The 25417-nt window shown below is 72.1% G+C and carries 23 protein-coding genes; 11 read left to right on the forward strand and 12 right to left on the reverse strand.

Annotated features, from left to right (window positions below):
- From ACFT9I_RS24180 to ACFT9I_RS24190, 3 genes are all read left to right on the forward strand, one after another.
- Complete coding sequence (locus tag ACFT9I_RS24180) at positions 1–834, forward strand: carbohydrate ABC transporter permease (protein ID WP_382567459.1); 834 nt, start codon at positions 1–3, stop codon at positions 832–834.
- Positions 835–924: 90 nt separating this feature from the next.
- A complete protein-coding gene (locus ACFT9I_RS24185; RefSeq protein ID WP_382567460.1) occupies positions 925–1941 on the forward strand; it encodes a glycosidase in 1017 nt (338 codons plus the stop codon).
- On the forward strand, positions 1938–3590 hold the full coding sequence (locus ACFT9I_RS24190; RefSeq protein WP_382567356.1) for a glycoside hydrolase family 13 protein: 1653 nt from the start codon (positions 1938–1940) through the stop codon (positions 3588–3590). Before ACFT9I_RS24185 ends, ACFT9I_RS24190 begins: the two co-directional genes overlap by 4 nt.
- Before the next feature lie 16 nt (positions 3591–3606).
- On the opposite strand, the gene ACFT9I_RS24195 is transcribed toward ACFT9I_RS24190, so the two are convergent.
- The gene (locus ACFT9I_RS24195; RefSeq protein ID WP_382567358.1) at positions 3607–4401 is read right to left on the reverse strand and encodes a nucleotidyltransferase domain-containing protein; all 795 of its coding nucleotides are present in this window, start codon (positions 4399–4401) and stop codon (positions 3607–3609) included.
- Between the two features lie 254 nt (positions 4402–4655).
- On the opposite strand from ACFT9I_RS24195, the gene ACFT9I_RS24200 reads away from it, so the two are divergent.
- The 3 genes from ACFT9I_RS24200 (at position 4656) to ACFT9I_RS24210 (ending at position 7506) form a co-directional block, all read left to right on the forward strand.
- Positions 4656–5018, forward strand: a complete 363-nt coding sequence (locus tag ACFT9I_RS24200) for a YciI family protein (protein ID WP_382567360.1) — start codon at positions 4656–4658, stop codon at positions 5016–5018.
- A complete protein-coding gene (locus ACFT9I_RS24205; RefSeq protein WP_382567362.1) occupies positions 5015–6268 on the forward strand; it encodes an RNA polymerase sigma factor in 1254 nt (417 codons plus the stop codon). Before ACFT9I_RS24200 ends, ACFT9I_RS24205 begins: the two co-directional genes overlap by 4 nt.
- 164 nt (positions 6269–6432) lie before the next feature.
- The gene (locus ACFT9I_RS24210; RefSeq protein ID WP_382567364.1) at positions 6433–7506 is read left to right on the forward strand and encodes a glutathione S-transferase family protein; all 1074 of its coding nucleotides are present in this window, start codon (positions 6433–6435) and stop codon (positions 7504–7506) included.
- Positions 7507–7574: 68 nt separating this feature from the next.
- Here ACFT9I_RS24210 and ACFT9I_RS24215 read toward each other — a convergent pair whose 3' ends face one another.
- The 8 genes from ACFT9I_RS24215 to ACFT9I_RS24250 form a co-directional block, all read right to left on the reverse strand.
- Positions 7575–7937 carry a DUF1801 domain-containing protein gene (locus tag ACFT9I_RS24215; protein ID WP_382567365.1) on the reverse strand — a complete coding sequence of 121 codons (363 nt, stop codon included), beginning with the start codon at positions 7935–7937 and terminating at the stop codon, positions 7575–7577.
- 116 nt (positions 7938–8053) lie between these two features.
- Positions 8054–8773 carry a Clp protease N-terminal domain-containing protein gene (locus tag ACFT9I_RS24220; RefSeq protein ID WP_382567367.1) on the reverse strand — a complete coding sequence of 240 codons (720 nt, stop codon included), beginning with the start codon at positions 8771–8773 and terminating at the stop codon, positions 8054–8056.
- Between the two features lie 31 nt (positions 8774–8804).
- Positions 8805–10037: an epoxide hydrolase family protein gene (locus ACFT9I_RS24225; protein WP_382567369.1), complete on the reverse strand. Its 1233-nt coding sequence runs from the start codon at positions 10035–10037 to the stop codon at positions 8805–8807.
- Complete coding sequence (locus ACFT9I_RS24230) at positions 10034–10456, reverse strand: hypothetical protein (RefSeq protein ID WP_382567371.1); 423 nt, start codon at positions 10454–10456, stop codon at positions 10034–10036. Before ACFT9I_RS24230 ends, ACFT9I_RS24225 begins: the two co-directional genes overlap by 4 nt.
- Before the next feature lie 302 nt (positions 10457–10758).
- Positions 10759–11643, reverse strand: a complete 885-nt coding sequence (locus tag ACFT9I_RS24235; protein WP_382567373.1) for a sigma-70 family RNA polymerase sigma factor — start codon at positions 11641–11643, stop codon at positions 10759–10761.
- 92 nt (positions 11644–11735) lie between these two features.
- Positions 11736–12404 carry a nucleotidyltransferase domain-containing protein gene (locus ACFT9I_RS24240; protein WP_382567374.1) on the reverse strand — a complete coding sequence of 223 codons (669 nt, stop codon included), beginning with the start codon at positions 12402–12404 and terminating at the stop codon, positions 11736–11738.
- 5 nt (positions 12405–12409) lie between these two features.
- On the reverse strand, positions 12410–13129 hold the full coding sequence (locus ACFT9I_RS24245; RefSeq protein WP_382567376.1) for a WHG domain-containing protein: 720 nt from the start codon (positions 13127–13129) through the stop codon (positions 12410–12412).
- A 36-nt stretch (positions 13130–13165) separates the two neighbouring features.
- Positions 13166–14428, reverse strand: coding sequence for a Cmx/CmrA family chloramphenicol efflux MFS transporter (locus ACFT9I_RS24250; protein WP_382567378.1), 1263 nt, complete (start codon positions 14426–14428; stop codon positions 13166–13168).
- Positions 14429–14850: 422 nt separating this feature from the next.
- On the opposite strand from ACFT9I_RS24250, the gene ACFT9I_RS24255 reads away from it, so the two are divergent.
- The 4 genes from ACFT9I_RS24255 to ACFT9I_RS24270 all read left to right on the forward strand — a co-directional run bounded on the left by ACFT9I_RS24255 (position 14851) and on the right by ACFT9I_RS24270 (position 21398).
- The gene (locus tag ACFT9I_RS24255; protein WP_382567379.1) at positions 14851–15846 is read left to right on the forward strand and encodes a phosphotransferase family protein; all 996 of its coding nucleotides are present in this window, start codon (positions 14851–14853) and stop codon (positions 15844–15846) included.
- 10 nt (positions 15847–15856) lie between these two features.
- Complete coding sequence (locus ACFT9I_RS24260) at positions 15857–16303, forward strand: DUF952 domain-containing protein (RefSeq protein WP_382567381.1); 447 nt, start codon at positions 15857–15859, stop codon at positions 16301–16303.
- 113 nt (positions 16304–16416) lie between these two features.
- Positions 16417–20862 (forward strand): HEAT repeat domain-containing protein, encoded by a 4446-nt coding sequence (locus ACFT9I_RS24265; protein WP_382567382.1) that lies wholly within the window; start codon positions 16417–16419, stop codon positions 20860–20862.
- Complete coding sequence (locus ACFT9I_RS24270) at positions 20859–21398, forward strand: AAA family ATPase (RefSeq protein ID WP_382567384.1); 540 nt, start codon at positions 20859–20861, stop codon at positions 21396–21398. The genes ACFT9I_RS24265 and ACFT9I_RS24270 overlap by 4 nt, the downstream gene beginning before the upstream one ends.
- 22 nt (positions 21399–21420) lie before the next feature.
- Here ACFT9I_RS24270 and ACFT9I_RS24275 read toward each other — a convergent pair whose 3' ends face one another.
- Positions 21421–22044: a histidine phosphatase family protein gene (locus ACFT9I_RS24275; RefSeq protein ID WP_382567461.1), complete on the reverse strand. Its 624-nt coding sequence runs from the start codon at positions 22042–22044 to the stop codon at positions 21421–21423.
- Positions 22045–22261: 217 nt separating this feature from the next.
- Between ACFT9I_RS24275 and ACFT9I_RS24280 the strand changes: the two genes are divergently transcribed.
- The gene (locus tag ACFT9I_RS24280) at positions 22262–23320 is read left to right on the forward strand and encodes a medium chain dehydrogenase/reductase family protein (protein ID WP_382567386.1); all 1059 of its coding nucleotides are present in this window, start codon (positions 22262–22264) and stop codon (positions 23318–23320) included.
- Between the two features lie 59 nt (positions 23321–23379).
- On the opposite strand, the gene ACFT9I_RS24285 is transcribed toward ACFT9I_RS24280, so the two are convergent.
- Together ACFT9I_RS24285 and ACFT9I_RS24290 are read right to left on the reverse strand one after the other, a co-directional pair.
- Positions 23380–24219 carry an alpha/beta fold hydrolase gene (locus ACFT9I_RS24285; RefSeq protein WP_382567388.1) on the reverse strand — a complete coding sequence of 280 codons (840 nt, stop codon included), beginning with the start codon at positions 24217–24219 and terminating at the stop codon, positions 23380–23382.
- Between the two features lie 130 nt (positions 24220–24349).
- On the reverse strand, positions 24350–25378 hold the full coding sequence (locus ACFT9I_RS24290; RefSeq protein WP_382567390.1) for a LacI family DNA-binding transcriptional regulator: 1029 nt from the start codon (positions 25376–25378) through the stop codon (positions 24350–24352).
- Positions 25379–25417: the final 39 nt, after the last annotated feature.

Raw genomic sequence — 25417 nt, forward strand, 5'->3', positions numbered from 1 at the left:
ATGGTCGGCGGCGGGCGTCCGCTGCGACTCGCCGTGCTCACCCTCGGCGCGGTCGCCTTCCTCTTCCCCTTCTACTACATGGTCGTCGGCTCGCTGGGAAAGGTCACCAGCGGCGACCTCGACGGCGCGGTCCCACGCCCCGGCAACACCACGACCGGCAACTACGAGAGCATCAACGGCGCCATCTCGCTGGGCCGTTCACTCGTCAACTCCGGCGTCTTCACCATGGGCGTACTGCTGTGCACGATGGTCTTCGGCGTACTCGCCGGCTACGCCCTCGCCCGGCTCCAGTTCCGGGGCCGGGGCACGGTCTTCGCCGTACTGCTCCTCATCCAGACCGTTCCCTTCCAACTGCTGATGCTGCCCCTGTACGTCCTGGTCGTACGCGACTACGGGCTCGGCGACAGCTACCTCGGGATGATCCTCCCCTTCGCGATCAACTCGGTCGCCGTCTTCCTCTTCCGCCAGTTCTTCCTCCAGATCCCCGCCACCTTCTTCGAGGCGGCCCGCATCGACGGCGCGAGTGAACTGCGCATCCTGTGGCAGATCGCCATCCCGATGGTCAGGCCCGCGCTGCTCAGCGGCGCCCTGCTGACCTTCATCGGGCCGTGGAACGAATTCCTCTGGCCGTTCCTGGTGACCAAGGACCCGGACATGCAGCCGCTCGCCGTGTCCCTCGCCGGATTCATGAGCAACCTCCAGGGCACCGTCGCCAACCCGACCGGCGCCCTCATGGCGGGCGCCTGCGTCCTCGCCGTACCCGCCGTGGTGCTTTTCCTGATCTTCCAGCGCCACTTCACCCAGACCGACATCGACTCCGGAACAAAGGGCTGACCCACCGTGCAGCACAGCGCCACTTCCCCCCGCACCCACGCCACCCCCGGCACGACCATCCCCTTCCGCCTCGTGCGGCAGGGCGTGGTGATGTCGCCGCTCCCCGGCGAGACGAACGAGGCCGAGGGGGTGCTCAACCCCGCCTCCGGCCGGACCCCCGACGGCACGCTGCACCTGCTGCCCCGCCTGGTGTCCGCGGGCAACGTCTCGCGTGTCGGCCTCGCCGAGGTCGTCCTCACCGACGGCGTCCCGACGGGCGTCGAACGGCGCGGCGTCGTCCTCGCCCCCGACGCCGGCTGGGAACGCGGCAAGAACAACGCGGGCGTCGAGGACCCCCGCGTCACCTGGATCCCGGCCCTCGGCCTGCACGTCATGTCGTACGTGGCCTACGGCCCGCTCGGCCCGAAGCCCGCCCTCGCCGTCTCCGACGACCTCACGAACTGGCGGCGGCTCGGCCCCGTCCAGTTCGGCTATCAGCCCGACCTGGACACCGACCTCAACCTCTTCCCCAACAAGGACGTCGTGCACTTCCCGGAGCCCGTCCCGGGCCCGGACGGCGAACCGGCGTACGCGATGCTGCACCGCCCGATGTGGGACCTCGGCTGGTTCCGCCCCGGCGAGGGCGTCCACCTGCCGGCCGGACTGACCGACGAGCGGCCCGGCATCTGGATCAGTTACGTGCCCGCCGCCGAGGTGGAGCGGGACATCACCGCCCTGACCAGGCCGCGCGATCACCGGCTGGTGGCCCTGTCCGAACACCCCTGGGAGAGCCTGAAGATCGGCGCCGGCCCCGCGCCGATACGCGTCGACGAAGGCTGGCTCCTCATCCACCACGGAGTCTCCGGCACCATCGAGGACCCCTTCGCCCAGAACCAGCAGGTCAGTTACGCCGCCGGCGCGATGATCCTCGATCCCGCCGATCCGGCCGTGGTGCTCGCCCGCTCGGCCGAGCCGCTGATGGCACCCGAGACCGAGGAGGAGCGCTCGGGCACCGTACCGAACGTCGTGTTCCCCACCGCGATCGAGGAGATCGACGGCGTACGCCATGTCTTCTACGGAATGGCCGACGCGCACATCGGGGTGGCCCGGCTGGAGCGCGTCGTATGACCTCGGAGGGGGAGAGCGAGGACGAGGGCGAGGGTGCGCGTGGTCCGTGGTGGCGCGACGCCGTCTGTTACGAGATCCACCCCCGCTCCTTCGCGGACTCCGACGGCGACGGCATCGGCGATCTGCCGGGCGCCACCGACCGGCTGCCGTACGTGCGCGACCTCGGCGTGGACGCCGTATGGCTCACGCCGTTCTACCCCTCCCCGCTCGCCGACGCGGGCTACGACATCGCCGACCACACCGACGTCGCGCCGGACCTCGGCACGCTCGCCGACTTCGACGCCTTCGCGGCGCGGGCGCACGCCCTGGGGCTGAAGGTGCTGGTCGACCTGGTCCCCAACCACACCTCCGACGCGCACTCCTGGTTCCGCGAGGCGCTGGCAGCGCCCGCCGGAAGCGCGGCCAGGGACCGCTATCTGTTCCGGCCGGGCCGCGGCGTACGGGGCGAGGAGCCGCCCAACGACTGGCGCTCCGCGTTCGGCGGCCCGGCGTGGACGCGGACAGGCGACGGCGAGTGGTATATGCATCTCCACGCGCCCGAGCAGCCCGATCTCGACTGGCACCACCCCGAGGTGGTGGCCGACTTCGAGCGGATCCTGCGGTTCTGGCTGGACCACGGGGTCGACGGCTTCCGCGTGGACGTCGCCCACGCCCTCTTCAAGCACCCGGCCCTGCCGGACGCGGGCCCCGGCCAGCACGAGGACCCGGCGCGCAACCATCTGATGCCGTACTACGACCGCGAGGAACTGCACCCCCTCTACCGGAGCTGGCACACCCTGCTCGCCGACCACCCCGCCGGGCCGCCCGGCGCCGCGCCACCCGGGGAACGGCTGCTCGTCGCCGAGGCGGCCGTCTTCGACCCCGCCCGGCTCGCACGCTACGTACGCCCCGACGAGATGGGGCAGAGCTTCAACTTCGCCTTCCTGGAGTGCCCGTGGCAGCCGGCCGCGATCCGCGCCGTCGTCGAGGAGTCCGTCGCCGCCATGACGGCGGTGGGCGCCCCCGTGACCTGGGTGCTCTCCAGCCACGACGCGGTCCGCCCGGTCACGAGGTACGGCGGCGGTCCCGCCGGTGCCCGGCGGGCGCGCGCCGCCGCGCTGCTGATGCTGGCCCTGCCCGGCACGGCGTACGTCTACCAGGGCGAGGAACTGGGCCTGCCACAGGTCGAGTTGGCCGACGACCGGCTCCGCGACCCGGTGTGGCGGAGATCGGGCGGGACCGAGCGGGGGAGGGACGGCTGCCGGGTCCCCCTGCCCTGGGAGGGCGGGCAGCCGCCGTACGGATTCTCCTCGGCCGCCCCAACCGACTGCTGGTTCCCGCAGCCGGAGGGGTGGGCCGGGCTGACGGCCGACGCCGAACGCGGCGATCCCGCCTCGACGCTGGAGCTGTACCGGGCCGCGCTACGGCTGCGGCGGTCCGGCTCCCCACGGGCCGTGGCGGACGGCGGCGCGCTGCGCCTGCTGTCGCCGCCCGGCGCGTCGTACCTGGCGTTCGACCGGGGCGACGGGCTGGTCTGCGCCGTGAACTTCGGCCCGGACCCGCTACCGCTCTCCGACGCCTTCGAGACCACGGAAGTGGTCCTGGCGAGCGGGCCGTCGACGGACGGGGGACGGCTGCCCGCGGACACCGCCGTATGGCTGCGCCGGTGATCCCTTGTCGGCCCGCTCAGTACGCGGAGACCGAGGCGAACAGGGCCTCGGCCTCCGCGACCGAACCCGCCAGCTCCCCGGGGTCCGTGCTCAGCTCCGACGTGATCATGTCGACGTCCCGCAGCCCCGCCCGCCGCAGCAGCGTCTTCTCGTTCGTCACCCACTCACCGCGCGCCGCCAGCACGGCGTGCGCCGTCTGCGTCGCCGCGATGGCGAGATTCCCGACGACCTCGGTGAGCCGGCCGTACGGGACATGGTTGGCCTTCGTGTACGCGAGCGTCATACGCGCGTTGCCGAGCCAGCGCTCCGGTGCCGTCCGGCGCAGTGCCGCCGGATAGTCGGGGCGGGGGAGTTCACCCCGCAGCACCCGGTTGATGCCCAGCTCGGCGACGACCAGATAGCTGGGGATGCCCGCGAGATGGAACATCAGCGGCTCCAGATGGAAGCGGCCCTGCTCCGCCTCGGCCAGTTCGTGCTCGACCACGGCGAGATCGCGGTAGTGCACATCGACGCTACGGCCCTCGACCGTCAGCCACGCGCCGCCGTTGAAGACGCCGCCGCCCCAGCCGCCGATCTCGGACACCTCGCCCGTCCAGCCGACGGCCCGCAGATCGGCCGGGTCGAAGTCCCCCTCGTCCCCGCCTTCGTAGTAGACGGCCAAGTCCCAGTCGCTGTCCGGGCGTTCGGTGCCCTGGGCGCGTGAGCCGCCGAGCGTCACGGCCTTGACGGCGGGCAGCGCGGCGAGCACGTCGGCGGTGCGGTCGAGGAATGCGCGGTTGCCGTCGCCGGCGGTGTCACTGACTGCGTTCATGAGGCGAGGAACCAATCCGTGCTGCGTGAGAAGGGAGTGATCGATCCGGACATCCTTATGTTCTACACGCAGCCCGCGGGCACGACGTCCGGGGGCCGCCCGGCTGTCGGCCGCCGGGGCGTTCGCGCCGCTCACCGGCGGGGCGGAGAATATGTTCAGGAAATCCGTCGTCGGATGTCGAGGACCCGCTTCCCGTTCCGACCAAGGGGTGACAGCGCGCCGACGGGGCGCGCGAGACCGGGAGGACACCGGAAATGAAGTACATCGTGATGATCTACGGCAACCAGGCGAAGTGGGACAGTTTCCCGGCCGACGAGTGGCCCAAGGCGGTCGCCAAGCAGGACGCGTACAACAAGAGGTACCGCGACAGCGGTGAACTCCTCGGCGCGTACGGCCTGGCCGACGCGGCCAACGCGCAGCTGGTGCGCCGCAAGGACGGCGCGCCGGTCGTCACCGACGGCCCGTACCTGGAGACCAAGGAGTACATCGCCAGCTTCTACCTCCTCGACTGCGACAGCCTGGAGCGGGCACAGGAGATCGCCGCGGACATCCCGTTCGCGGACGCGGACCCGGTCGAGCTGTGGCCGATCCTGCACGAGGCCGCGGCGGATCTGTGACCGTCGGTCACCAAGAGGTCGAGGACCTGCTGCGCGAGCTGGCGCCGCAGGTCCTCGGCACGCTCGTCCGCCGGTACGACGGCTTCGACGTGTGCGAGGACGCCGTACAGGAAGCGCTGCTGGCCGCCGCGGTGCAGTGGCCCGAGGAAGGGACGCCGGCCAACCCGCGGGGCTGGCTGGTCACCGTCGCCGCCCGCAAGCTGGTCGACGAGGTGCGCAGCGACGCGGCGCGGCGCCGCCGCGAGAACGCCCTCGCGCTGGCCACCCCGCAGGCGGCCCTGCTCACCCCGGCCGCAGACACCGAGTCCGCCACCGACCGGGACGACTCGCTGGCCCTGCTGTTCCTGTGCTGTCATCCGGCGCTGTCCTCGCCCAGCCGCATCGCGCTGACCCTGCGCGCGGTCGGCGGTCTGACCACCGCGCAGATCGCCGCGGCCTTCCTGGTGCCCGAGACGACGATGGCCCAGCGCATCAGCCGGGCCAAACAGACCGTCAAGGCGACCGGCGCCGTCATGGCCCTGCCCGAGGGGGCGGAGCGCGACGAACGGCTCGAAGAGGTGCAGCACGTCCTCTACCTCGTCTTCAACGAGGGCTACACCACCACAGGCGGCGCCGGTCTGACCGCCCCGGAGCTGTCCACCGAGGCGATCCGGCTCACCCGCCTGCTGCGCCGCCTCGTCCCCGACGACACCGAGACGGCTGGCCTGCTCGCCCTCATGCTGCTGACCGACGCACGCCGCCCGGCCCGCACCGGACCCCACGGCGAACTGGTGCCGCTGGCCGAGCAGGACCGCGGCCGGTGGGACGGTCGGCTCGTCGCCGAAGGCGTGGCGCTGATCAGCGCCACGCTGCCGCGCGGGCAGGTCGGTCCGTACCAGCTCCAGGCGGCCATCGCCGCCGTGCACGACGAGGCGGACCACACCGACGCCACCGACTGGCCGCAGATCCTTATGCTCTACGACCTCCTGGAGCGGTACGGGCCCAATCCGATGGTCACGCTCAACCGCGCCGTCGCCGTCGCCATGGTCCACGGCCCGTCCGCCGGCCTCGACCTGCTGGCGACACTGGAGAGCGACAAGCGCCTGGCGCACCACCACCGCCTCCTGGCCACCCGTGCCCATCTGCTGGAACTGCTCGGGGAGCGCGCCGCCGCAGCGACCGCCTACCGCGAGGCCGCCCGCCGCACCACCAGCACCCCCGAACGCCGTCATCTCACCGAACGGGCCCAGCGGTTGGAGAGCCCCGCCTGACGCCGTCCGTCCGCAACATCCGTGTCCGTCCGCCTCCGTCCGCGTCCGTATGTGTGTTTCCGCGTGTGGTGGACAGCGTGGAACAGAGCGTGGGAGAGCGGCCGGTCGATGATCGAGGTCCGGCCCCGGTCTCTCCGCGGGGGCCCAACCGGGGAAGGACGGCCATGAGCGACTCAACCGGCGCCACGGAAGCCAAGGGGACGGAAGCCAAGAGGACGGAAGCCAAAGGGACGGAAGGGAACGCCGCGTACGGCAGGAAACCCTTCAAGCGTTCCACGAGCCACTTCGCCGACCGCATCACCGCCGACGGCCGCGACGGCTGGCCTGTGGAGGCGGGCCGCTACCGCCTGGTGGTGAGCCGCGCCTGCCCGTGGGCGAGCCGCGCCGTCGTGTCACGGCGGCTGCTCGGTCTTGAGGACGCGCTCTCGCTCGCGATCACCGACCCGATCCAGGACGACCGCAGCTGGCGCTTCACCCTCGACCCCGACGGCCGCGATCCCGTACTCGGCATCCGCTTCCTCGGTGAGGCGTACGACGCGCGCGAGACGGGCTACCCCGGTGGCGTCAGCGTGCCGGCGATCGTGGACGTACCGAGCGGGCAGCTCGTCACCAACGACTACCAGCGGATCACGCTCGACCTCGCGACCGAGTGGACGGCGCTGCACCGCCCCGGCGCGCCCGACCTGTACCCGGAACCGCTGCGCGACGAGATCGACGAGGTGATGGAGGGCATCTACCGGGACGTCAACAACGGTGTGTACCGGGCCGGTTTCGCGTCGGAACAGAGTGAGTACGAGCGCGCCTACCGCGATGTGTTCCGCCGCCTCGATCTGGTGTCGGAGCGGCTGGCCGGTCAGCGGTATCTGGTCGGGGACACCATCACCGAGGCCGACATCAGGCTGTTCACCACGCTGGTGCGCTTCGACGCCGTCTACCACGGACACTTCAAGTGCAATCGCGCCAAGCTGACCGAGGACCCGGTGCTCCAGGCGTACGCGAAGGACCTCTACCAGACACCCGGTTTCGGCGACACGGTCGACTTCGACCACATCAAGCGGCACTACTACATGGTGCACACCGGCGTGAACCCCACCGGCATCGTCCCCCTGGGACCCGATCTCTCCGACTGGCTGACACCCCACCACCGCGAGGAGCTGGGCGGCCGGCCCTTCGGGGACGGGACCCCGCCGGGGCCGGTGCCGCCGGGCGAGGAAGTCCCGGCGGCGGGACGTCCCTGAGCAGTGGTACGACGCCGGTCCCGGCGCACCTCCCCTCGTGGGCGCGCCGGGACCGGTGGATACCGCTGTCAGCTCTCCAGGTCCCGCGCCTGGCGGAGCCAGTCGGTGAACAGCTCCACGTCGATGTCCGCCCCCGAACGGAGCTTGACGCCCGCCATCTCCCGTGCGGCGGCCTCAAGTCGGCCGGAAGGGTCGTTGACTCTCTGGCCCTTCCAGAGGCCGAAGGTGACATAGGAGCCGTACGCCTTGATCAGCGCGACGGGCTGTTCGCCGGGTGTCGCGCCCAGGCTCCACACCGGATGGCCGTGCCACATGGCCGCGTCCACACCGGTCAGAGCCGCGTCCACGACCTTCCTCACGTCCTCGGCGACGCCGCGCAGGGAGTCGTCGAGGGAGGCGAGGTACGCGTCGACGGTCTCGAACTTGGCCATGGTGATCAAACCTCCGTTTGGTGAAAGCAACTGAGGTGTTGACCGTGGGCGTGCACGAAACTCATCGCTCGGCCGCGAAATCGGACGTCGGATCAGGCGCGGGGGATCAGGCGGGGCTAGTCGTCTTCCTGCGCCGCGACGATCACGGCGAGTGCCTCGGAGATGTACGTCTCGGCCGCCGCCTTGTCGAGACCGAGTCCGCTGAGCACCCCCTTGCCGTCCTCCAGTTCCAGCAGGGCGAGCAGGATGTGCTCGGTCCCGATGTAGTTGTGCCCCATGCGCAGGGCTTCGCGGAAGGTGAGTTCCAGGGCCTTTTTCGCGCCCGCGTCGTACGGGATCAGCTCGGGCACGCTCGGCACGGCCGGCGGCAGGACCGCCTCGACCGCGTCGCGCAGGGCCTCCGCGGTCACGCCCTGCGCGACGATGGCCCGCGCGCCGATGCCCTTGGGCTCGCTCAGGAGCCCGAGCGCGAGGTGCTCCGGCCGGGTCTGGTCGTTGCCCGCGGCGCGGGACTCCTCCTGGGCGGCCATCACCACCAGCCTGGCCCGGTCGGTGAAGCGGCTGAACCCCTGACTGGCGTCGAGGTCCGACCCCTCGCCCGGCTTCGCGACGAACCGCTTCTGGGCGGCCTGCCGGGTGACCCCCATGCTGCGGCCGATGTCGGTCCATGAAGCGCCGGAGCGTCGTGCCTGATCCACGAAGTGACCGATCAGGTGATCGGCCACATCGCCCAGATGATCCGCGGCGATGACCGCGTCCGAAAGCTGGTCGAGAGCGTCGGTGTGAACCTTCTTGATGGCGTCGATCAGATCGTCGAGCCGGATGGGATGCGTCATGTGTCAACCTTAGGTTGACGCGTAGGGGGTGTCAACTCGCAGTTGACATCTTATCGGGGATGTCGTGACGGCGAGGGGAGACCCGGAAACGGCGGAAGAACGCGCGGACGTCGTCGGTGAACAGACCGGGTTCCTCCATGGCGGCGAAGTGGCCGCCGCGGTCGAACTCCGACCAGTGGACGATGGTGTTGTCGCGCTCGGCGAGCCGCCGTACCGGGCGGGCCGTATCGGCGGCGAAGACCGCCACGCCGGTGGGCGTCGTCAGCCTTCCGCCGCGCGGCGGGCGGGACGGGTGGGCGGCCTCCCAGTAATGACGGGCGGACGATCCGGCGGTCGCGGTCAGCCAGTAGAGCATCACGTCGGTGAGGAGCCGGTCGCGTGGCACCGCGTCCTCGGGCGTCTCCGTGGAGTCCGTCCACTCCATGAACTTCTCGACGATCCAGGCGAGTTGACCGACGGGGGAGTCCGTCAGGCCGTACGCCAGTGTCTGCGGCCGGGTCCCCTGGATCTTGGCGTAGCCGGACATCTCCGGTTCTGCGGCGATCAGCCGGTCCAGCCGGGCGCGGTCCTCGTCGGTGAGGCCGGCGGCTTCGGCGGGGTCGTCCGGCGGGAGGGTCAGCAGCGTGTTGAGGTGGATCCCGACGACGTGGTCACCGTCGACCGCGGCGAGTTCGCGGGTGATCGCGTGCCCCCAGTCACCGCCCTGGGCGCCGTAGCGGCCGTACCCCAGCCTCCGCATTAACTCGGCCCAGGCCAGGGCCACTCGGTGCACGTCCCAGCCGCCGTCGCGGGTCGGTCCGGACAGGCCGTAACCGGGGATGGACGGGATGACGAGGTCGAACGCGTCGGCCGCGTCGCCGCCGTGCGCGCCCGGGTCGGTCAGGGGGCCGATGACGTCGAGGAACTCGACGACGGATCCGGGCCAGCCGTGGGTGATCAGCAGCGGCAGCGCGCCCGCGCCCGTGGCGGCGCCGGCGGAACGGATGTGCAGGAAGTGGACCGTGGCGCCGTCGATGACGGTCGTGAACTGCGGGAATCGGTTGAGGTACGCCTCCTGTGCCCGCCAGTCGTAGCCCGTACGCCAGTACTCGGCGAGCTCCTGGAGGTAGGGCAGCGACACCCCCTGGGACCAGCCGACGCCGGGGAGTTCGTCGGGCCACCGGGTGGCGGCGAGGCGGGCGGCCAGATCGTCCAGGTCGGCCTGCGGTATGTCGATGACGAACGGTTCGATCGCGAACGCGGCGTCCGTGCCGGTCTCGCTCATCGGGCGCCGCCGCCGTCCGGCTCACCGGCGAGCGCGCGTGCGGCCGCCACCTCGTCCGCGTCCCAGCCCCAGTGCCCGACGCCGGACTCCCGCGCCTGCTCGTCGATCCACCGGTTGTGCGCCTCCCAGGCCGCCTGCTTGCTGGTACCCAGCGCCGCGCCGATCTGCGACCACGAGGCACCGGCCCGGCGGGCGGACCGTACGGAGAGCTGTCGCCCGTATCCCGCCTTGCGGGCGATCACCTCGCCGAGTGCGAGCAGTTCCAGCGACTCGCCGCGCGTGAGCGCGTCCGCGTCCGGGCGCTCGGGGGCGTCCTCGTCGGCGGGGGACGCCAGGGCGTCGCGGGTCCGCAGCGCGTCGTAGCGCGCGACGGCGCCGGGCAGGGTGTACCGGCGTTCCAACTCGTCAGGTGTGGACATGACTCCATCCTTCGCGTCAGGCAGGCTTGACGTCAAGCCTGCCTGACGAAAAGGATGGAGAGGGGGATGCGGGCGGGAACTGCCGTCCGCCTGACCGGGGCGTGGACGGGCGTGCGTGGGCGTGCCGCAACTGCGAACTACGGTCCTACGCGGCGGAGATGACCGCCACACCCGCCCGCCGACGACGTCGATCACCGTGCCGTGGACGAACGTGGCCTCGTCGGCGGCGAGATACACGGCGGCCTGCGCCACGGCGTCCGGCGTGCCGACGGCTCCGGCGGACGCGCCGGCCCGCCCCTCGCTCAGCCGTCCAGGACCGTCAGATCGAGCCGGTCCAGCCGCTCGGGGTCGTTGAGGATGGCGATGGAGGCGATCCTGCCCTTCCTGATCGTGAACGCCATGACCGAGATCGGTAGCCCGTCCGCCGTCGCGACAACCCCCGCCGCACCGTTGACGAGCGCGGGCCGTGACACCCCGGCGAACCGCGCCGCGAAGATCGCCCCGCCCGCGACGGCCGCCGCACCGCGCACCAGCCCGCCCGGACGCAGCGTGCCGCCGTCCGAGCGCACCACGATGTCCGGGTCGAGCAGGGCGACGAGCGCGTCGAAGTCGCCGTCCCGCGCCGCCGCGAGGAACGCGTCCACGACCTCGCGCTGCTTGGCGACATCCGGATCGGGAGCGGGAGCCGCCCCGTGCACCCGCCGCCGGGCCCGGCTGGCCAACTGCCGCGCGGCGGCCGGAGTGCGGCCGACGATCGGGGCGATCTCCTCGAAGGGCACGGCGAACAGGTCGTGCAGGACGAAGGCCAGCCGCTCGGTGGGAGCGAGCGCTTCGAGCACCACGAGCAGCGCCAGGCCGACCGAGTCGGCCAGCAGCGCCTCCTGCTCCGGGGCGACGACGTCCACGCTGCTGATGATCGGGTCCGGCAGCCGTACGCGCTCCTCCAGCGGGTCCTCGCGCCGTGCGGTACGCGCGCGCAGCATGTCCAGGCAGACGCGGCCCACGACCGTCGTCAGCCAGCCGGCCAGATTCCCGACCTCGCTCGTGTCCGAGCGGTGGAGCTTGAACCACGCCTCCTGGACCGCGTCGTCGGCCTCGCTCAGCGAACCGAGCATCCGGTAGGCCACCGCCCGCAGATGGGTACGGTGCGCCTCGAAGCGCCGCGCCAGGAACTCGTTCTCGTCCATCGCCGTACCTCTCGACCTGTCCCGTCAGTGCGTTCCCCCACCGTGATGACGGACGGGACCCGGCCGATGTGACGAGAAGTGGCCGATCACCTTCAGCGGCTGTCGGCCTGCCGCAGCCGCGCGAGCCATGGATGCGGGTCGTTCGCGCCGTACGCCAGGGAGATCGCCCCCGCGAGCCAGTCACGCCGGTCGTCGGTGAGCAGCGGCAGCATGGTGGCGAAGTCTTCCTCGTCCTTGGGGCGTGGCGCCTTCGCCTTGTAGTAGAGCTGCACCTCGGGCGCCAGGTACGGCACACCTTCGGCGGAGGTCACGCCCAGTTCGCGGACGGGCCTGCGCACTCGGGGGTCGCGGCGCGACGTCCACTCCTCGCCGTGGGACTCGTCGAGCATGACCTGGATACGCCAAGGGGCACCCGGCCCGGGGCGGCACCAGATGTCGTGGACGCCGACCGGCAGGACCTCGCCGGCCGCCCACGGGCGCAGCGTGCCCGGCGGATCGGCGGCCCACCACTCCCAGCCCGCCAGCACCCGTTGCGCGGCGAGCTGGTCACGGCGCAGCAGCAGGACGTCGATGTCGCCGTGGGGCCGGAAGGCATGGCCCACGGCGAGTTCGATCGCGTAACCGCCCCCGATCCACCATGGGCACGGCAGACCGGAGAACAGCCGCACCACCTCGGTGAGCGGCGCGGGTTCCCACGTGCCGAGCGATGCGCCGGGGGCGGGTCCCGACCCCGGCTCACGCCCGGGGTCCGCAGTCGGCACGGCGGTCACTCCTTCGGGCTCGGCGGCAGCCCCATCGCGTCGGCGAGGGCGTCGATCTCGGATGTGAGCAGGGTGCTTCCACGGTGTCCCATGCCCGAGAACTGCCCCTGGATCTCCAGGCTGACCGCCCCGTGCATCCGCGACCAGACGGTGATCGCGCCCGCGAGAGCCGGGCCGGGATCGGCGTCGGGGGCGTACGCCCGTACCCACTCGGCCACCGCGGGTGTGCTCTCGTCCCAGGCGCCCAGCTCCGCCTCCAGGGCGTTCGCCGCCGACCGGGGCGAACCCTGCGCGAGCACCGCCAGGAACGGGCCGAGGACGGCCCGCGCGCTGTCGACCGTCTCACTCGGGGCCTCGTAGCCGGGCGACGGTGAGCCCGCCAGCAGCTGGTACAGATGCGGGACCTCGACTGCCCACTTCCGATACGTGGCGGCCAGCGCGTGCAGCCTCTCCCGGGCCGGCCTGTCGGCGGTGCGGGCGGCCTCGGCCCGCACCGCGCCGGCGACAGCCTCGTAGCCTTCGATGATCAGCTCGGTGAGCAGGGCGTCCCGGCTGCCGAAGTACTTGTAGAGCGCCGGGCCGGTGACCCCCAGCTCCTTGGCGATCGCGTTGAGACTGAGCGACGCGGGGCCGCCGTCGCCGATCTGCCGCAGCGCGACCTGCTTGATCTCCGCGCGTACGTGCTCGCGGTAGCGCTGCCGAGGAGTGTCCTTGCCGACCGCCACGGGCGCAGCCTTCCGTTATTTAGAGGGTCTAGCTTTTCATTGCAACTGTAGCTTTGGTGAATCGGGTCGGGCAAGCGCGGCCACAAGGCGGGTGACACCGGCCAGAGTGAGGGCGAGGACCATCAGCGCCGCGCTCACCCACACCGGTGACCGGAAGCCGAGGCCCGCGTCGATAGTGAGACCGCCGAGCAGGGGGCCGGCCGCGGCGCCGATGTTGAAGGCGGCCGTTGCGAAGGAACCGGCCAAGGTCGGTGCGCCGGGAGCCAGTTGGAACACCTGGGAGATCATCGCCGAACCGGTGCCGAACGCGAGCATCCCCTGGACGAAGACCAGCGCGATCGCGGCCACCGGACTCACCGCGCTCAGCGCCAGCGCGACCCAGCCGAGCGCCAGGGACGCCATGCCGGCCACGACGAACGCGCCTCGCCGCGCGTCGGCGACCCGGCCCGAGAGGGTGACGCCGACGAGCGACCCCACGCCGAACAGGGCCAGCAGGGCGGGCACCCATCCGGCGCCGAGTCCGGTGACGCGGGTGGCGAGCGGTTCGAGATAGGAGAAGGCGCAGAACGTGGCGCCCTGGACGAGCGCCATCGTCAGCAGCGTGAGCAGCACGCGCCGGCCGGTGAGGGAGCGCAACTCCTCGCGCACGGTGGGCGGCGCTCCGGTGCCGGCCGAAGGGCTCGCCGAGGCCGAAGGGTTCGTGGCCGTCGCGGTGGCCGTTGTGGTGGCCCTCGTCGGCCGCTCGGTCACCGGCCGCTCGTCCGGGACCGACGTCACGATCGCGACGAGCGCCGGCAGCGACACCAGAGCCACCGCCCAGAACGCGGCCCGCCACCCCAGGTGCTCACCCAGCAGCGCCCCGGCGGGCACACCCACCACACAGGCGACGGTGACACCGCCGACCACCACCGACGTGGCGCGGGCCCGCGCCGCCGGTTCGACCATCGCGAGGGCGGCGACCAGGGCGACCGCCCAGAATCCGGCGTTGGCCAGCGCCCCGACGATCCGCGTCGCGAGCAGTACCTCGTAGCTGGGGGTGACGGCGCCGACGACATGCGCGGCGACGAAGACGGACAGGAAGATCAACAGCGCGCGGCGGCGCGGCCACCGACGGCTGAACAGCGCCATCAACGGCGCGCCGATCACCATCCCCACGGCGAAGGCCGACGTCAGCAGACCGGCGGCCGGGATGGACACGTGCAGATCCTCGGCGATGCCCGAGACGAGCCCGGACAGCATGAACTCGGAGGTGCCCTGGGCGAAGACGGCAAGCCCGAGCACGTAGACAGCGAATGGCATGAAAGAACCCCATGGAAGGCAGCGGGAGTTGACGGACCGTCAAGTGAGGGGGAGGTGGGCCGCGCCCGTACGGCATGACGATTCGTCACGGCGTAGGGCCACGCGGCAGAGGTCCGCCAACAGTCAGGCCCGTCCGGAGAGTTCACGGACGGACAGCCAGGACCGATCGGACGGATCAGAGGACGCGGAAGGGGCGGCCCACACGACGGTGGACCGGCGGCAACAGCCGTACCGAGAGCCCGCCCACGACCCGACACGGTCGTACGGCGTCAACTCGACAGCGGATCAGCCACCGGACGACCGGTGGCTAGAGTCTGTCGGACTCGGGGCTGCTCATGATCGGCAAACTACCAGCCGCGCCTCGTGCTCTCCACCCGTTTAACGATGTGCGGGTACGGCGACGAGCCACTACCTTCCCGGGCATGGAAGAGCGACCCGTCGGCATCGAAGACTCCGACGTGCGACAAGCGCTGAACGCGTGGGGGATCACCCCCGTCACCTGGGAGTACGCCCCCGTCGGCTTCGGCGACTACCACTGGACCGCCACCGACACGCAAGAGCGTCGGTGGTTCGTGACCGTGGCCGATCTGGCGCACAAGAGCTGGTACGGGGACGGGCCGGGGGGCGCCCTCCATGGTCTGCGGGACGCCATGGACACCGCCGTCGCCCTGCGTGGCGCGGACCCGGACGGCCTGGACTTCGTGGTGGCACCCGTGCGGACCGCCGACGGCGAGACGGTACGCGGGCTGGGCACCGGGCACGCGGTGAGCGTGTTCCCGCTCGTGTCGGGCGCGCCGGGCCACTTCGGCGACACCCTCGCCGCGCCTGACCGCGGCCTGGTGCTGGACCTGCTCGCCAGGCTCCACCGGACGGCTCCTCCGGCCTCGGCCCGCGTACTGCCGCCGGAGTTCGCGACGCGCCCCCAACTGGAGCGCGCACTGCGGGAGATAGGCAGCCCTTGGGACGGCTTCGGACCGTTCGCCGACCCCGCCAGACAACTGCTCGCGGACCACGCCACTGCCCTGCGCGGCCGGCTCGACGAATTCGACCGGCGGGCAGGGGAGTTGAGGGCGAGCGGCGCGCCGCTCGTCATCACGCACGGCGAGCCGCACCCCGGCAATCTGTTGCGGGCGGGGGAGCGGCGGCTGCTGCTGGACTGGGACACGGTGGGCCTCGCGGTGCCCGAGCGTGACCTGTGGCTGGTCGCGGACGGCCCGGACGACCTCGCCAGGTACGAGGAGGCCGGGGGTCGTAAACCGGATCCGTCGGCCCTGGCGCTGTACCGGCTCCGCTGGGCCTTGAACGACGTCGCCGAATTCCTCGGGTGGCTTCGCGCACCGCACGACCGGACGCCGGATGCCCAGCAGGCGTGGACGGCGCTGACCAGCTCGGTCAAGAGCCTCGCGGCCGACCCGTAGGCCTTGCTCCGTGCGCGTGGTCCGATCCGGTGAGTGCGTCGGTGTGGACGCGTTCGGCCCCGTCCCGAGCAGCTATAACCACCTCATGCTCTATCACTTCGCCGTACGGGAAAACTGGCAGGCCGATCCCGATCGGCCGTACGCGCCGCCGTCGTTGGCCAAGGACGGCACTGTCCACTGCTCTCCGACGGAGGCGGCGGTCCTCAAGGCGATCGCGCGCTTCCACCAGGACACGGATGGACTCGTCCTGGTCATCGACGAGACCATGGTCGACGTCCCGGTCGACTGGGTGGCCCCGCCGGCCTACTCGCCCATGGCCCACCAGCCCGGATTCCGGATGGCACAGCTCCGGGGGCCCCTCAACCGTGACGCCGTGGTCCAGCTGATGGATGTGGTCCGCGCCGAAGACGGCCAGGACTGGCGACTGGTCGCGCGGGACGGCTCCACGACGCGGTGACGACCGGCGTTCGGCGGCCTGTGCCTTCGGATACCCACGCCGATTCCCCTGGCCGCTGAGCGGGTCGAATCTCGCTGGTGGGGCCGGTGAGGCCGCGCCTAGTATCGGTCGCGATGACGCCGATGGACGAAGTACTCGACGACGCGCTCCGGCGGGCCGACGTCCGTCGGCTGTCCATGCTGCTGGACCCCGCCGACTGCCCGCCGGAGGTCTTCGAGCGGCTGCTCCGGCACGGGGACGCGTGCGTACGGTCGCTGGGGCTGGCGCTCCTCGGAGAGCGGGCCGTGCTCGGCGAACCGGCCGGACTCGGCGCTCTGTTGCCCACGGCCCTGTTGGCCGCCGGACCGTCGGCCGACATCTGGACGGCGGACGACGCGCTCGTCCTGGCGGAGCTGTACGCGCGACTCGGACCGCATGTGCCGAAGCCGTACGCCGTCGCGGGTCGCGCCCCGGCATGGCGTACGGCAGGGCTCCCCGTACGCGTGAAGATCGCCTGGCTGCGCGCCGAGATCGCCAACGACCCGACGACCGTCCGCCGGGAGCCCGCCTGCGAACTGCTCTACCAGGCCGTACGGGAGACCGGCATCGCCCACACCCCTCGGCCGCACCGGCTGGTCGCGGAGCTGCTGGACAGTGGCGACCGGGTGTTGGTGGGCGAGTCGTTGAGGCTGGCCCGGGAAGGGCTGCACGCCGGAGTCCTGCCTGCCCGGCTCGTCGGCGACCATCTGTCGCGGCTGCTCGATCTCGACGCCGGAGCCGACGCCGGAGCCGACGCCGGGACCGTCGCCGCCGCGCTGGCCGAACTCGCCCAGCCCTGGGCGACGTTGGAGCCCCTGCCGCCCGGTCGGCTGTCCGCCCTCGTGACCGTCGCCGCAGCCACCGCCCGACCCGAGGTGGCCGGCGCCGCGCTCACCACGCTCGCCCGGCACGGCCACAGCGGCGTACTTCGGCAGGCCGTCGACGACCCGGATCTGCCGCCCCGGCTGCGACGCCGAGCCCTGGAACTGCTCGGATCGCTCGCCACACGCCACGACATCGGCGAGCTGACGGCTGTCGCCACGCGCGACCCGCTGCTGTTCGGCGAGCCGGCCGTGGCCTGCCTGCGCGGGCTCCACCGGCGCGGACACTTCGTGACCGGCCGAGACGTTCCCGCCGTCGTCGCCCTCGCGCTGGCCGACCACGCCATCGCGCCACGCGATATCGCGACCATCCTGTTCACCTGCCGGCAGGACATGTTCCGGCTGCTGACCGATGCCCCCGCCGACGACCCGAGCTGGCCGCGCAGACTCGACCTACTGGTCGCGCTGGCCGGACAGGGCACGGGCGACGCCGGCGAACTCCCGATCGGCGACGCCATCACCCTTGCGCTCGCGGCGACTTCGGCCCCTCGGCCGTTCCTCGCCGCGCTGCGCGCACTACGGCACACGGCCGCCGAAGAGGCCGTACTGGCGCGTCTGACGACAGAGCCCGCCGCCGCACTCGACACCCTGGAGGCCATCGGGGGACAGCCGACCGTTGCGGCGTTGCGCGACGGGCTCGGCCTCACGGCGGCGGACGGCGCGGGCGTCATCGCACCGCATCTGCGGGCCCTACGGAACAGGGCACTTGAGCTGCTCTGGCAGCTCACCGAGGACATGACGGAGCGGCGCGCCCTCCTCGTACGTCTCGACCCCGCCGACCTGCCCCCACGTATCGCCGCCGATCTCGGCGGCCCCGACGAAGGCGAACTGGCCCTGCTCGGCGCCCGCGTGGACCGGGCCGAGCCGGCGGCGGCGCTGTGCGGACTGGCCGCCTACGGCGGCGCGGGCACCCTTCCGGTCATCGCCGATCTGCTCCTGGACGTGGTCGCCGAACTGGCCCTGCGGGAAAGGATGTTGACGGATCGGCCGCCCGCCTCCTCGCAGCCGGACGGACCGGCGGTCGCGGACAGGCCCGTCGTGCCCGGGGAAGTCCTCGAAGCCGTACGGGAACTGGGGCGCCGGCTCCACGCACGGCGCAGGATCCGACCGTCCTGCCTGCTCGACGCCGCCGACGCCGACGCGCCCGGCAACGCACTCGCCGCGACCATGGTGCTCGGCCTGCTCGACCGCCCCGGGCCGACCGACGGCGAACGGGTGATCCTCCTCGAACTGCTGACCCGGATCCCCTACCCCCACATCCGGCCGCGCGTGCACCGGCTGCTCCGCCACCGCGACCCCCACGTGCGCAAACACGTGATCGCGCTGCTCGCCAACGACTCCGACGGAGACGACGCGCAGGCACTCTCGGCGAGCCTCATCACCCTCACCACCGCCGACGACATCCAGACCGTACGACAGGCCCTGCTCGCCCTCGGCCACGCGCGGGCGCGCTGGGCGGCGGGCGCCGTCGCCGCCTGTCTCGACCACCCGAACATGAACATCAAGAAGACCGCGGCCGGGGTACTCGCCCTCGCGGGCACCGCGGCCGCCGTACCTCAGCTCCTCAACTGGCTGGGCCGCCATGACAATCCAGGGTTCAGGACCGCGCTCGTCGAGGCACTGCGGGCCATCCTCGGTCCCGCCTACGAGGCGACACTGCGCGCCGCCGTCGACCGCGCCGAGGAGCCACGCGCCCGACAACTGCTGGGTGCGTGCCTCGCGGACAGCCCGCGGCCCAAGGAGGCGGCGCTCGCCGACTTCGACGCGCTGGAGACCGGCGGCTGGCAGCCCGCCATCGCGCTGCGGATCGCCGGACGCCCGGAACTGCCCGCGCTTCTCCCCTCGCACGGACTGCGACCGGCGCACGCGGACTGGCTCGCCCTGGCCGACTCGCTGCCGGACACCATGTCCGGCACACGCGCGCGATTGGTAGAGGTGGCGGTCAGGATCCGCCCGAGCCGACTGTCCGACGACGAGAAGAGAACCTACGCGCGGTACCTGCCGTACCTGCTCAGCTGCCTTACGGACAAGGCGATGTCGGGTGCGGGCGGGCGGGGCATCGTTTCCGCGCTCGGCGAGCTGGCGCCCACGCTGCCGACGGCGGAGAAACGGGCTGTCGCCGCCGCCGTACGCGCGCTGCCCGGCACCGCACCCGCTCCGACACTGACTCTGCTCCGCGGCTGCGGCGTGGCGCTGGTGCGCACCGATCTGGACCAGGCACTCGCGGCGGCGCCCACCGCGCGCTCCGAAGGAGCCGTACTCCGCGAGGCGTTCGCGATCCCGGACGCACCTTCGGACGCACCCCGCACGCCCAACTCCCGTGCCCAGCTTGCCGCGTTGGCCGCCGACTACCCGACCGCCGACCCCGTGACCCGGTCCGCCCTCCTCGACCGCATGACGGCGCTCCAGCCCCTGGACGCGCCGCCCTGGACCCTCGGGGAGACCGCCTCCTCCGACCCGTCGACCGGGCGGACACCCGACCGGACGGTCCGCGCGGACGACCTGGACCAGCCACGTTCGGCGGCCCTGCGCGCCCGTCTGCTGGACATGCTCGACGCACCCGACCCGGACCGGCGCCGTACCGCCGCTCTCGCGCTCCTCAAGTGGCCCGATCCCGACGTCCGTTCGGCGGTACTGGGCGCGTACCTCCACGGCCGTGTCGACGTCGACATCCCGGCCGACGCCGTCCCGGCCGGTGTGCTCGCCGCACTGGGAGGGGCGGAGCCGCACAGCGACGAGATCCGGTACGACCGGCTGGCCCGGGTGGCGGTACGGCTCGACCCGGCCGCCCTGGAACCGCTCGTACCCCTCATCCTGGAGTGGTGGCAGCAGGCTCCCGAGGCTGTTCGTCCCGTCCTGAACGCCGTCCCGGCGGATACGCTCGCCGTGATCCTCGGAGAACGCACAGCGGCGGGCGCGTGGGGATTCCTCGACCTGCTCGCCGGCCGTACGCTGCTCCGCACCCCCGCGCTCACGGAAATCTGCCGCCGACTGCGCGCCGACGGTCGCGACCGCGTCGCCGACAGCCTTCTCCTGGTCGACGGGCCACTGCGCGACCCGGCCACCGGGCATCAACACGCAGACACGCGAGGGCGGTTGGCAGAGCCGACGGGAGACCCAGGCGGGCCGTCCCGCCAGGACCTGCTGCACCTGGCCCGTACCGGCAGCCCCGATCAGATCCGCCGGGCGCTCACCCGTCTCACCGAGGAACACCCCGCCGCGAAGGCGACCCCGACCCCCGACGACCCCGAACTGACGGCGCTGATAGGCGAGTTGCTGCACCACCCCCGGCCTCGCGTCCGTCTCCACGCCCTCCGGACCTCCCGAGCGCTGTTCGACCGGTCGACCTATCTGCACCACACGTCGGCGCTGCTGGGAGACCCGCAGCCGGACGTGGTGCGTTCGGCCGTCCGGACACTCACCCACGCCGGCTGGGAGCCCGCCGTCCCCGCGATCGTCGCCCTGCTCGACCATCCCCACCCGGTCGTGCGCGGCGCGGCGGTGGAGGGTCTGCTGCGCCTGGGCCCGCGCGCGGTCCCCGCGCTCCGGCACACGGCCGACCACGCACGCCCCGACAGGCGATCCGTCTACACGTCCGTGCTCGACCGGATCACGGCGATCGGCATCGGCATCGGCATCGAAGAGGAGAGAACAGCATGATCGTCTGGGTGAACGGCTCCTTCGGCGCGGGCAAGACGACTCTGGTCGCCGAACTGCACAGCCGCTGGCCCGACGCGCTCGTGTACGACCCGGAGCAGGTCGGCATGGTCCTGCGGGACATCGTGGATGTCCCGACCGGCGACTTCCAGGATCTGCGCCTGTGGCGGCGCCAGTTGGTCTCGCTGGCGCTGGGGCTGCTTGAGGAGTACGAGCGCCCGGTCCTGGCGCCGATGACGCTGGTCGACCCGCTCTACGTGAGCGAGGTCTTCGGCGCGTTCGCGGCGGCCGATGTCACCGTGCACCACTTCTTCCTCAAGGTCTCGGCGACCGAGCTGGAGCGCCGCGTCGACACCCGCGACGTCGCACCGGGGAATCCCGAGCGCAACGCCGCCGCCCGCCGGTGGGTCATGGAGCGGGTCCCGCGCTGTGTGGCGGCGGCGGACACGATGCCCGCCGGGACCGTCCTTCTGGACGGCGAGCGGCCGACGGCGGAGCTGGCGGACGATGTGCTGAGGCATGTCGGGGTCGGGATATGACACCAAGGACCCGAGGGCGGGATCAGGGGTGCGGCTGAGCCGGGAAGCCCGTCCAGCGCAGCTCGGCCGGCAGATGCCCCATGTCGTTGTAGAGCAGCACGGATGACGGCCGGTCCGGCGCGTAACGGATGACGGTCAGCGCCGCGTTGCAGTGATTGAGCCCCATCCAGCGCCAGGGTGGGGCGTCGAGGGCGTCCCGTACGAGCCAGCCGATGAGGAAGTTGTGCGTCACCACCAGCTCGTGGCGTTGCTCGTCACCCTCCACCGGCCCGGTGAACCGCGCGAGCGCCTCCCGCGCCAACTCCGGTCCCCGTTCACGATCTTCGGCGGGGAACCCCGCCAGACGCTCCAGCATCGTGCCCGCGTGGTCCGGGGGCAGCTCGTGTTCGTGCGGCACGTACGGGATGTAGTCGCCGGCCAGGTCGGACAACTCGCGCTCCACGCCGTCCAGTTGGTCGTGGATCAGGCGGGCCGTACGCGCCGCCCTCGGCAGTGGTCCGTGCCGGATCACCGAAAGCGGGCTGCCCCGTAGCCGCTCACCGAGCAGTACGGCCTGACGCCGGCCGTTCTCGGTCAGGTCGCTCTCGTCCTCCGAGGCTTCACCGTGCCGCGCCAGGTAGAGGTAGCGCGTCGCTGTCGCGGTCATGGGTGTGCCGGGGCCTTCGCCGGCGTTCGTGATCTTGCGCATGTCCGGACGGACGCGCGCCTCTCCCTGCCCGGTTCCGGCCCCGCCTTCACCCGCCCGGTTCCGGGACGACCCTCACCCGCCCGCGGAGTCCCCGCTTGACATCGCCACGCAATGGACTGACACTCTAGTTATAGCTTCTAACTCAAGCGAGAAGAACATTGAAGGGGTGAGTGCCATGAGCGATCTGCGACAGGCCAACGACCGGGCGGTGATGACCGAGGTCGTCCTGCCCGGCATCGTCGAGCCGGCCGGACTTCAGGTGCGGCAGCAGCCCGTGCCCGCCCCCGGCCCCGGCCAGGTCCTCCTCGTGATGGAGGCGTCCGGCGTCTCCTTCGCCGAGCAGCAGATGCGGCGCGGTAAGTACTACGACCAGCCGCCGTACCCCTTCACCCCCGGCTACGACGTCGTGGGCACCGTCGCGGCGGTCGGGACCGGCGGGGACGCGTCGCTCGTCGGGCGCCGGTTCGCCGTGCTCACCAAGACCGGCGGCTGGGCCAGCCACCTGCTCGTACCGGCGGCCGAACTGGTCGAGGTACCGGCCGGTGTCGACGCGGCCGAGGCCGAGACCCTGGTGGTGAACGGCATCACCGCGATGCAGATGCTGCACCGCGTTGCCGACGTGAAGTCCGGCCAGACCGTGCTCGTACTCGGCGCCAACGGCGGCGTCGGATCCACCCTCGTCCAGCTCGCCCGCCGCGCGGGCGCCCGTGTCATCGGGACGGCGTCCGCCCGGCACCAGGAGACCGTCCGGGAGCTGGGCGCCATCCCGATCGACTACCGCACGCCCGACCTCACCGCGGAGGTCCGGAAGATCGCCCCGAACGGTGTGGACGCGGTCTTCGACCACATCGGCGGTGACGGCATCGTCGCGTCGTTCGGGCTCCTCGCTCCCGGCGGGACACTCGTGTCGTACGGCACGGCCTCGACCCGCGACGCGGCGGGCTCGTCCAAGCTGCCGGTCCTGAAGCTCATCGGCCGGCTCCAGCTCTGGAACGCGCTGCCCAACGGCAAGAGCGCCCACTTCTTCAACATCTGGGCGGGCAAGCGGCGCGCCGCCGTCTTCCAGGCGAAGCTCGCCGCCGACCTCACCGAGGTGCTGACCCTGCTCGCCGACGGGAAGATCAAGCCGCAGGTCGCCGCGCGTCTGCCGCTGTCGCAGGCCGCCGACGCGATGAGCCTGGCCGAGTCCAGCACGGTGACGGGAAAGGTCGTGCTGATCCCGGACGCCGCGTAGGACGCGGGGTGGGGTGAGGGACGTCGATCAGGCGTGACTCCCCACCGCCCGGCGGCCGTTCAGGCCAGGAACTCCGCCGTGGCCGCCACGAACCGGTCGGGGTCGTCACGCCACGGGAAGTGCCCGGCGCCGGGCTGGACGACGAGTTCGGCGTTCGGGAACAGCCCGGCGAACTCGGTCACGGTGACCGGCGGGGCTCCGGGATCGACCTCGCCCGCGAGCAGCAGCACCGGCCCCTCGAATCGGCCGAGCGCCGCGCGTGTGGCGTCCGGGTCGAAGGCGCCTTCCCCGGCGAACACGCCCGCCGCCTCGTCGTTGCGCTGCGCCTCCCCGGCGGACTCGAAGGCCTGGGCCTCCTCGTCCCAACGGCCGTAGGAGAACGGTGTGATGGCCTGCCAGGTGTCGGCGGTGGCACGGCCCTCGGTGATCGCCTCCAGCGCCGCGTACGCCGCCGGGAACCACGGCTCGGCGTGCCGGGCCCGTACCGTCTTCCGCCGCACTTCCCCCGGGATCGGGATACCGACCGCCCAGACACTCGGCGTGATCAACGCGAGCCTGCCGACGCGCTCCGGGTGGCGGGCCACGTACAGCGCCGCCAGATTCACCCCGCTGGAGTGACCGAGCAGGTCCATCCGGTCGAGACCGAGATGCCCGCGCAGCGCGTCGATGTCCTCGACGAGCCGGTCGCAGCGGTACGACGCCGGGTCCCCCGGCACGGCGGAGCCGCCGGTGCCGCGGGGATCCAGCATGATCAGCTGTCGGTGCGCCGAGAGGCCGCCCAACTCGCCGAGGTAGTCGGAGGACTGCATGGGCCCGCCGGGCAGGCAGATCAGGGGAGGGCCCTCACCGAATACGTGATAGGCGAGTCGTGTGTCGTCAGGTGCGGAGTAGGTAGGCATCGCGCAGACCTTGTCAGCGGCGCCGACCGGCGGCAACCGGGTTTCCGGGCCGGAGGCCGCCCCGGGCCGGCTCGCGCACGCTCCCGAGCCGCATCCGCTCCCGAGCCGCGCTCTCACGTCGAGCCCGGTCTCACGTCGAGTCGCGCACCACCAACGTCGTGGGTAGCACGAGCTGCTGGTGAGCCGTCGCGGGCTCGGCGATCTCGGCCAGGAGCAGCCTCGTGATCGAGCGCCCGATCGCCTCGATGGGCTGCCGCACGCTGGTCAGTGCCGGTGTCGTATGCCGGGCGATGACCGAGTCGTCGAAGCCGATCACCGCCACGTCGTCGGGCACCCGCCGCCCCCGCGCGCGCAGTTCGGCCAGCGCCCCCACCGCCATGACGTCCGACGCGGCGAAGACGGCGTCGATGGCGGGGGCGCGGTCGAGCAGGTCGCGCATCGCCGTACGCCCGCCCTCCTCGGTGAAGTCCGAGACCGCGACGAGGCGTTCGTCCACCGCCGTGCCCCGTTCGGCCAGGGCCTCGCGCCAGCCCCGGAGCCTGCTGTTGCCGACGTCCATGTCGAGCGGCCCGGTGATCGTCGCGATCGTGGTGCGCCCGGCGTCGATCAGGTGTCGTACGGCTGTCGCGGCGCCCCCGACGTTGTCGGAGTGGACATGGCTCAGGGACTCGTCGGGCGAGCGCCGGCCCGCCAGGACGGTCGGCATCCGCATCTCTTCGAGCAGGCCGGGCAGCGGGTCGTCGTCGTGGATCGACACCAGCAGAACGCCGTCCACCCGGCGCGCCGCCGCGAAGCGCGTCAGCCGGTCCAGCTCGCGCCGGTCGCGTACCAGGATGAGCAGCAACTGCATCTCGGTGTCCGCCAGTTCCGTACTCACGCCACGGATCACGGCGGAGAAGTACGGCTCCGCCGCCAGCCGGCTCTCCGACTCGGGGATCACCAGCGCGACGCAGTCCGTCCGGCTCGTGACGAGGCTCCGCGCCGCCGGGTTGGGTATGTAGTTCAGCTGCGTGATGGCCGTCTCGACAGCGGCGCGGGCCTTCGCGCTGACGCCGGGCGCACCGTTGACGACCCGCGAAACCGTCCCGCGCCCCACCCCCGCCAGCTCGGCGACGGCTTCAAGAGTTGGCCGCTGACCTTGGTGTTTGGGGCTGCTCATCGCTTCTCCTGATCTCTGCCCCGGAGGACGGCCCGGTTA

The sequence above is a fragment of the Streptomyces sp. NPDC057137 genome (genome assembly GCF_042670825.1).
Lineage (GTDB): Bacteria > Actinomycetota > Actinomycetes > Streptomycetales > Streptomycetaceae > Streptomyces.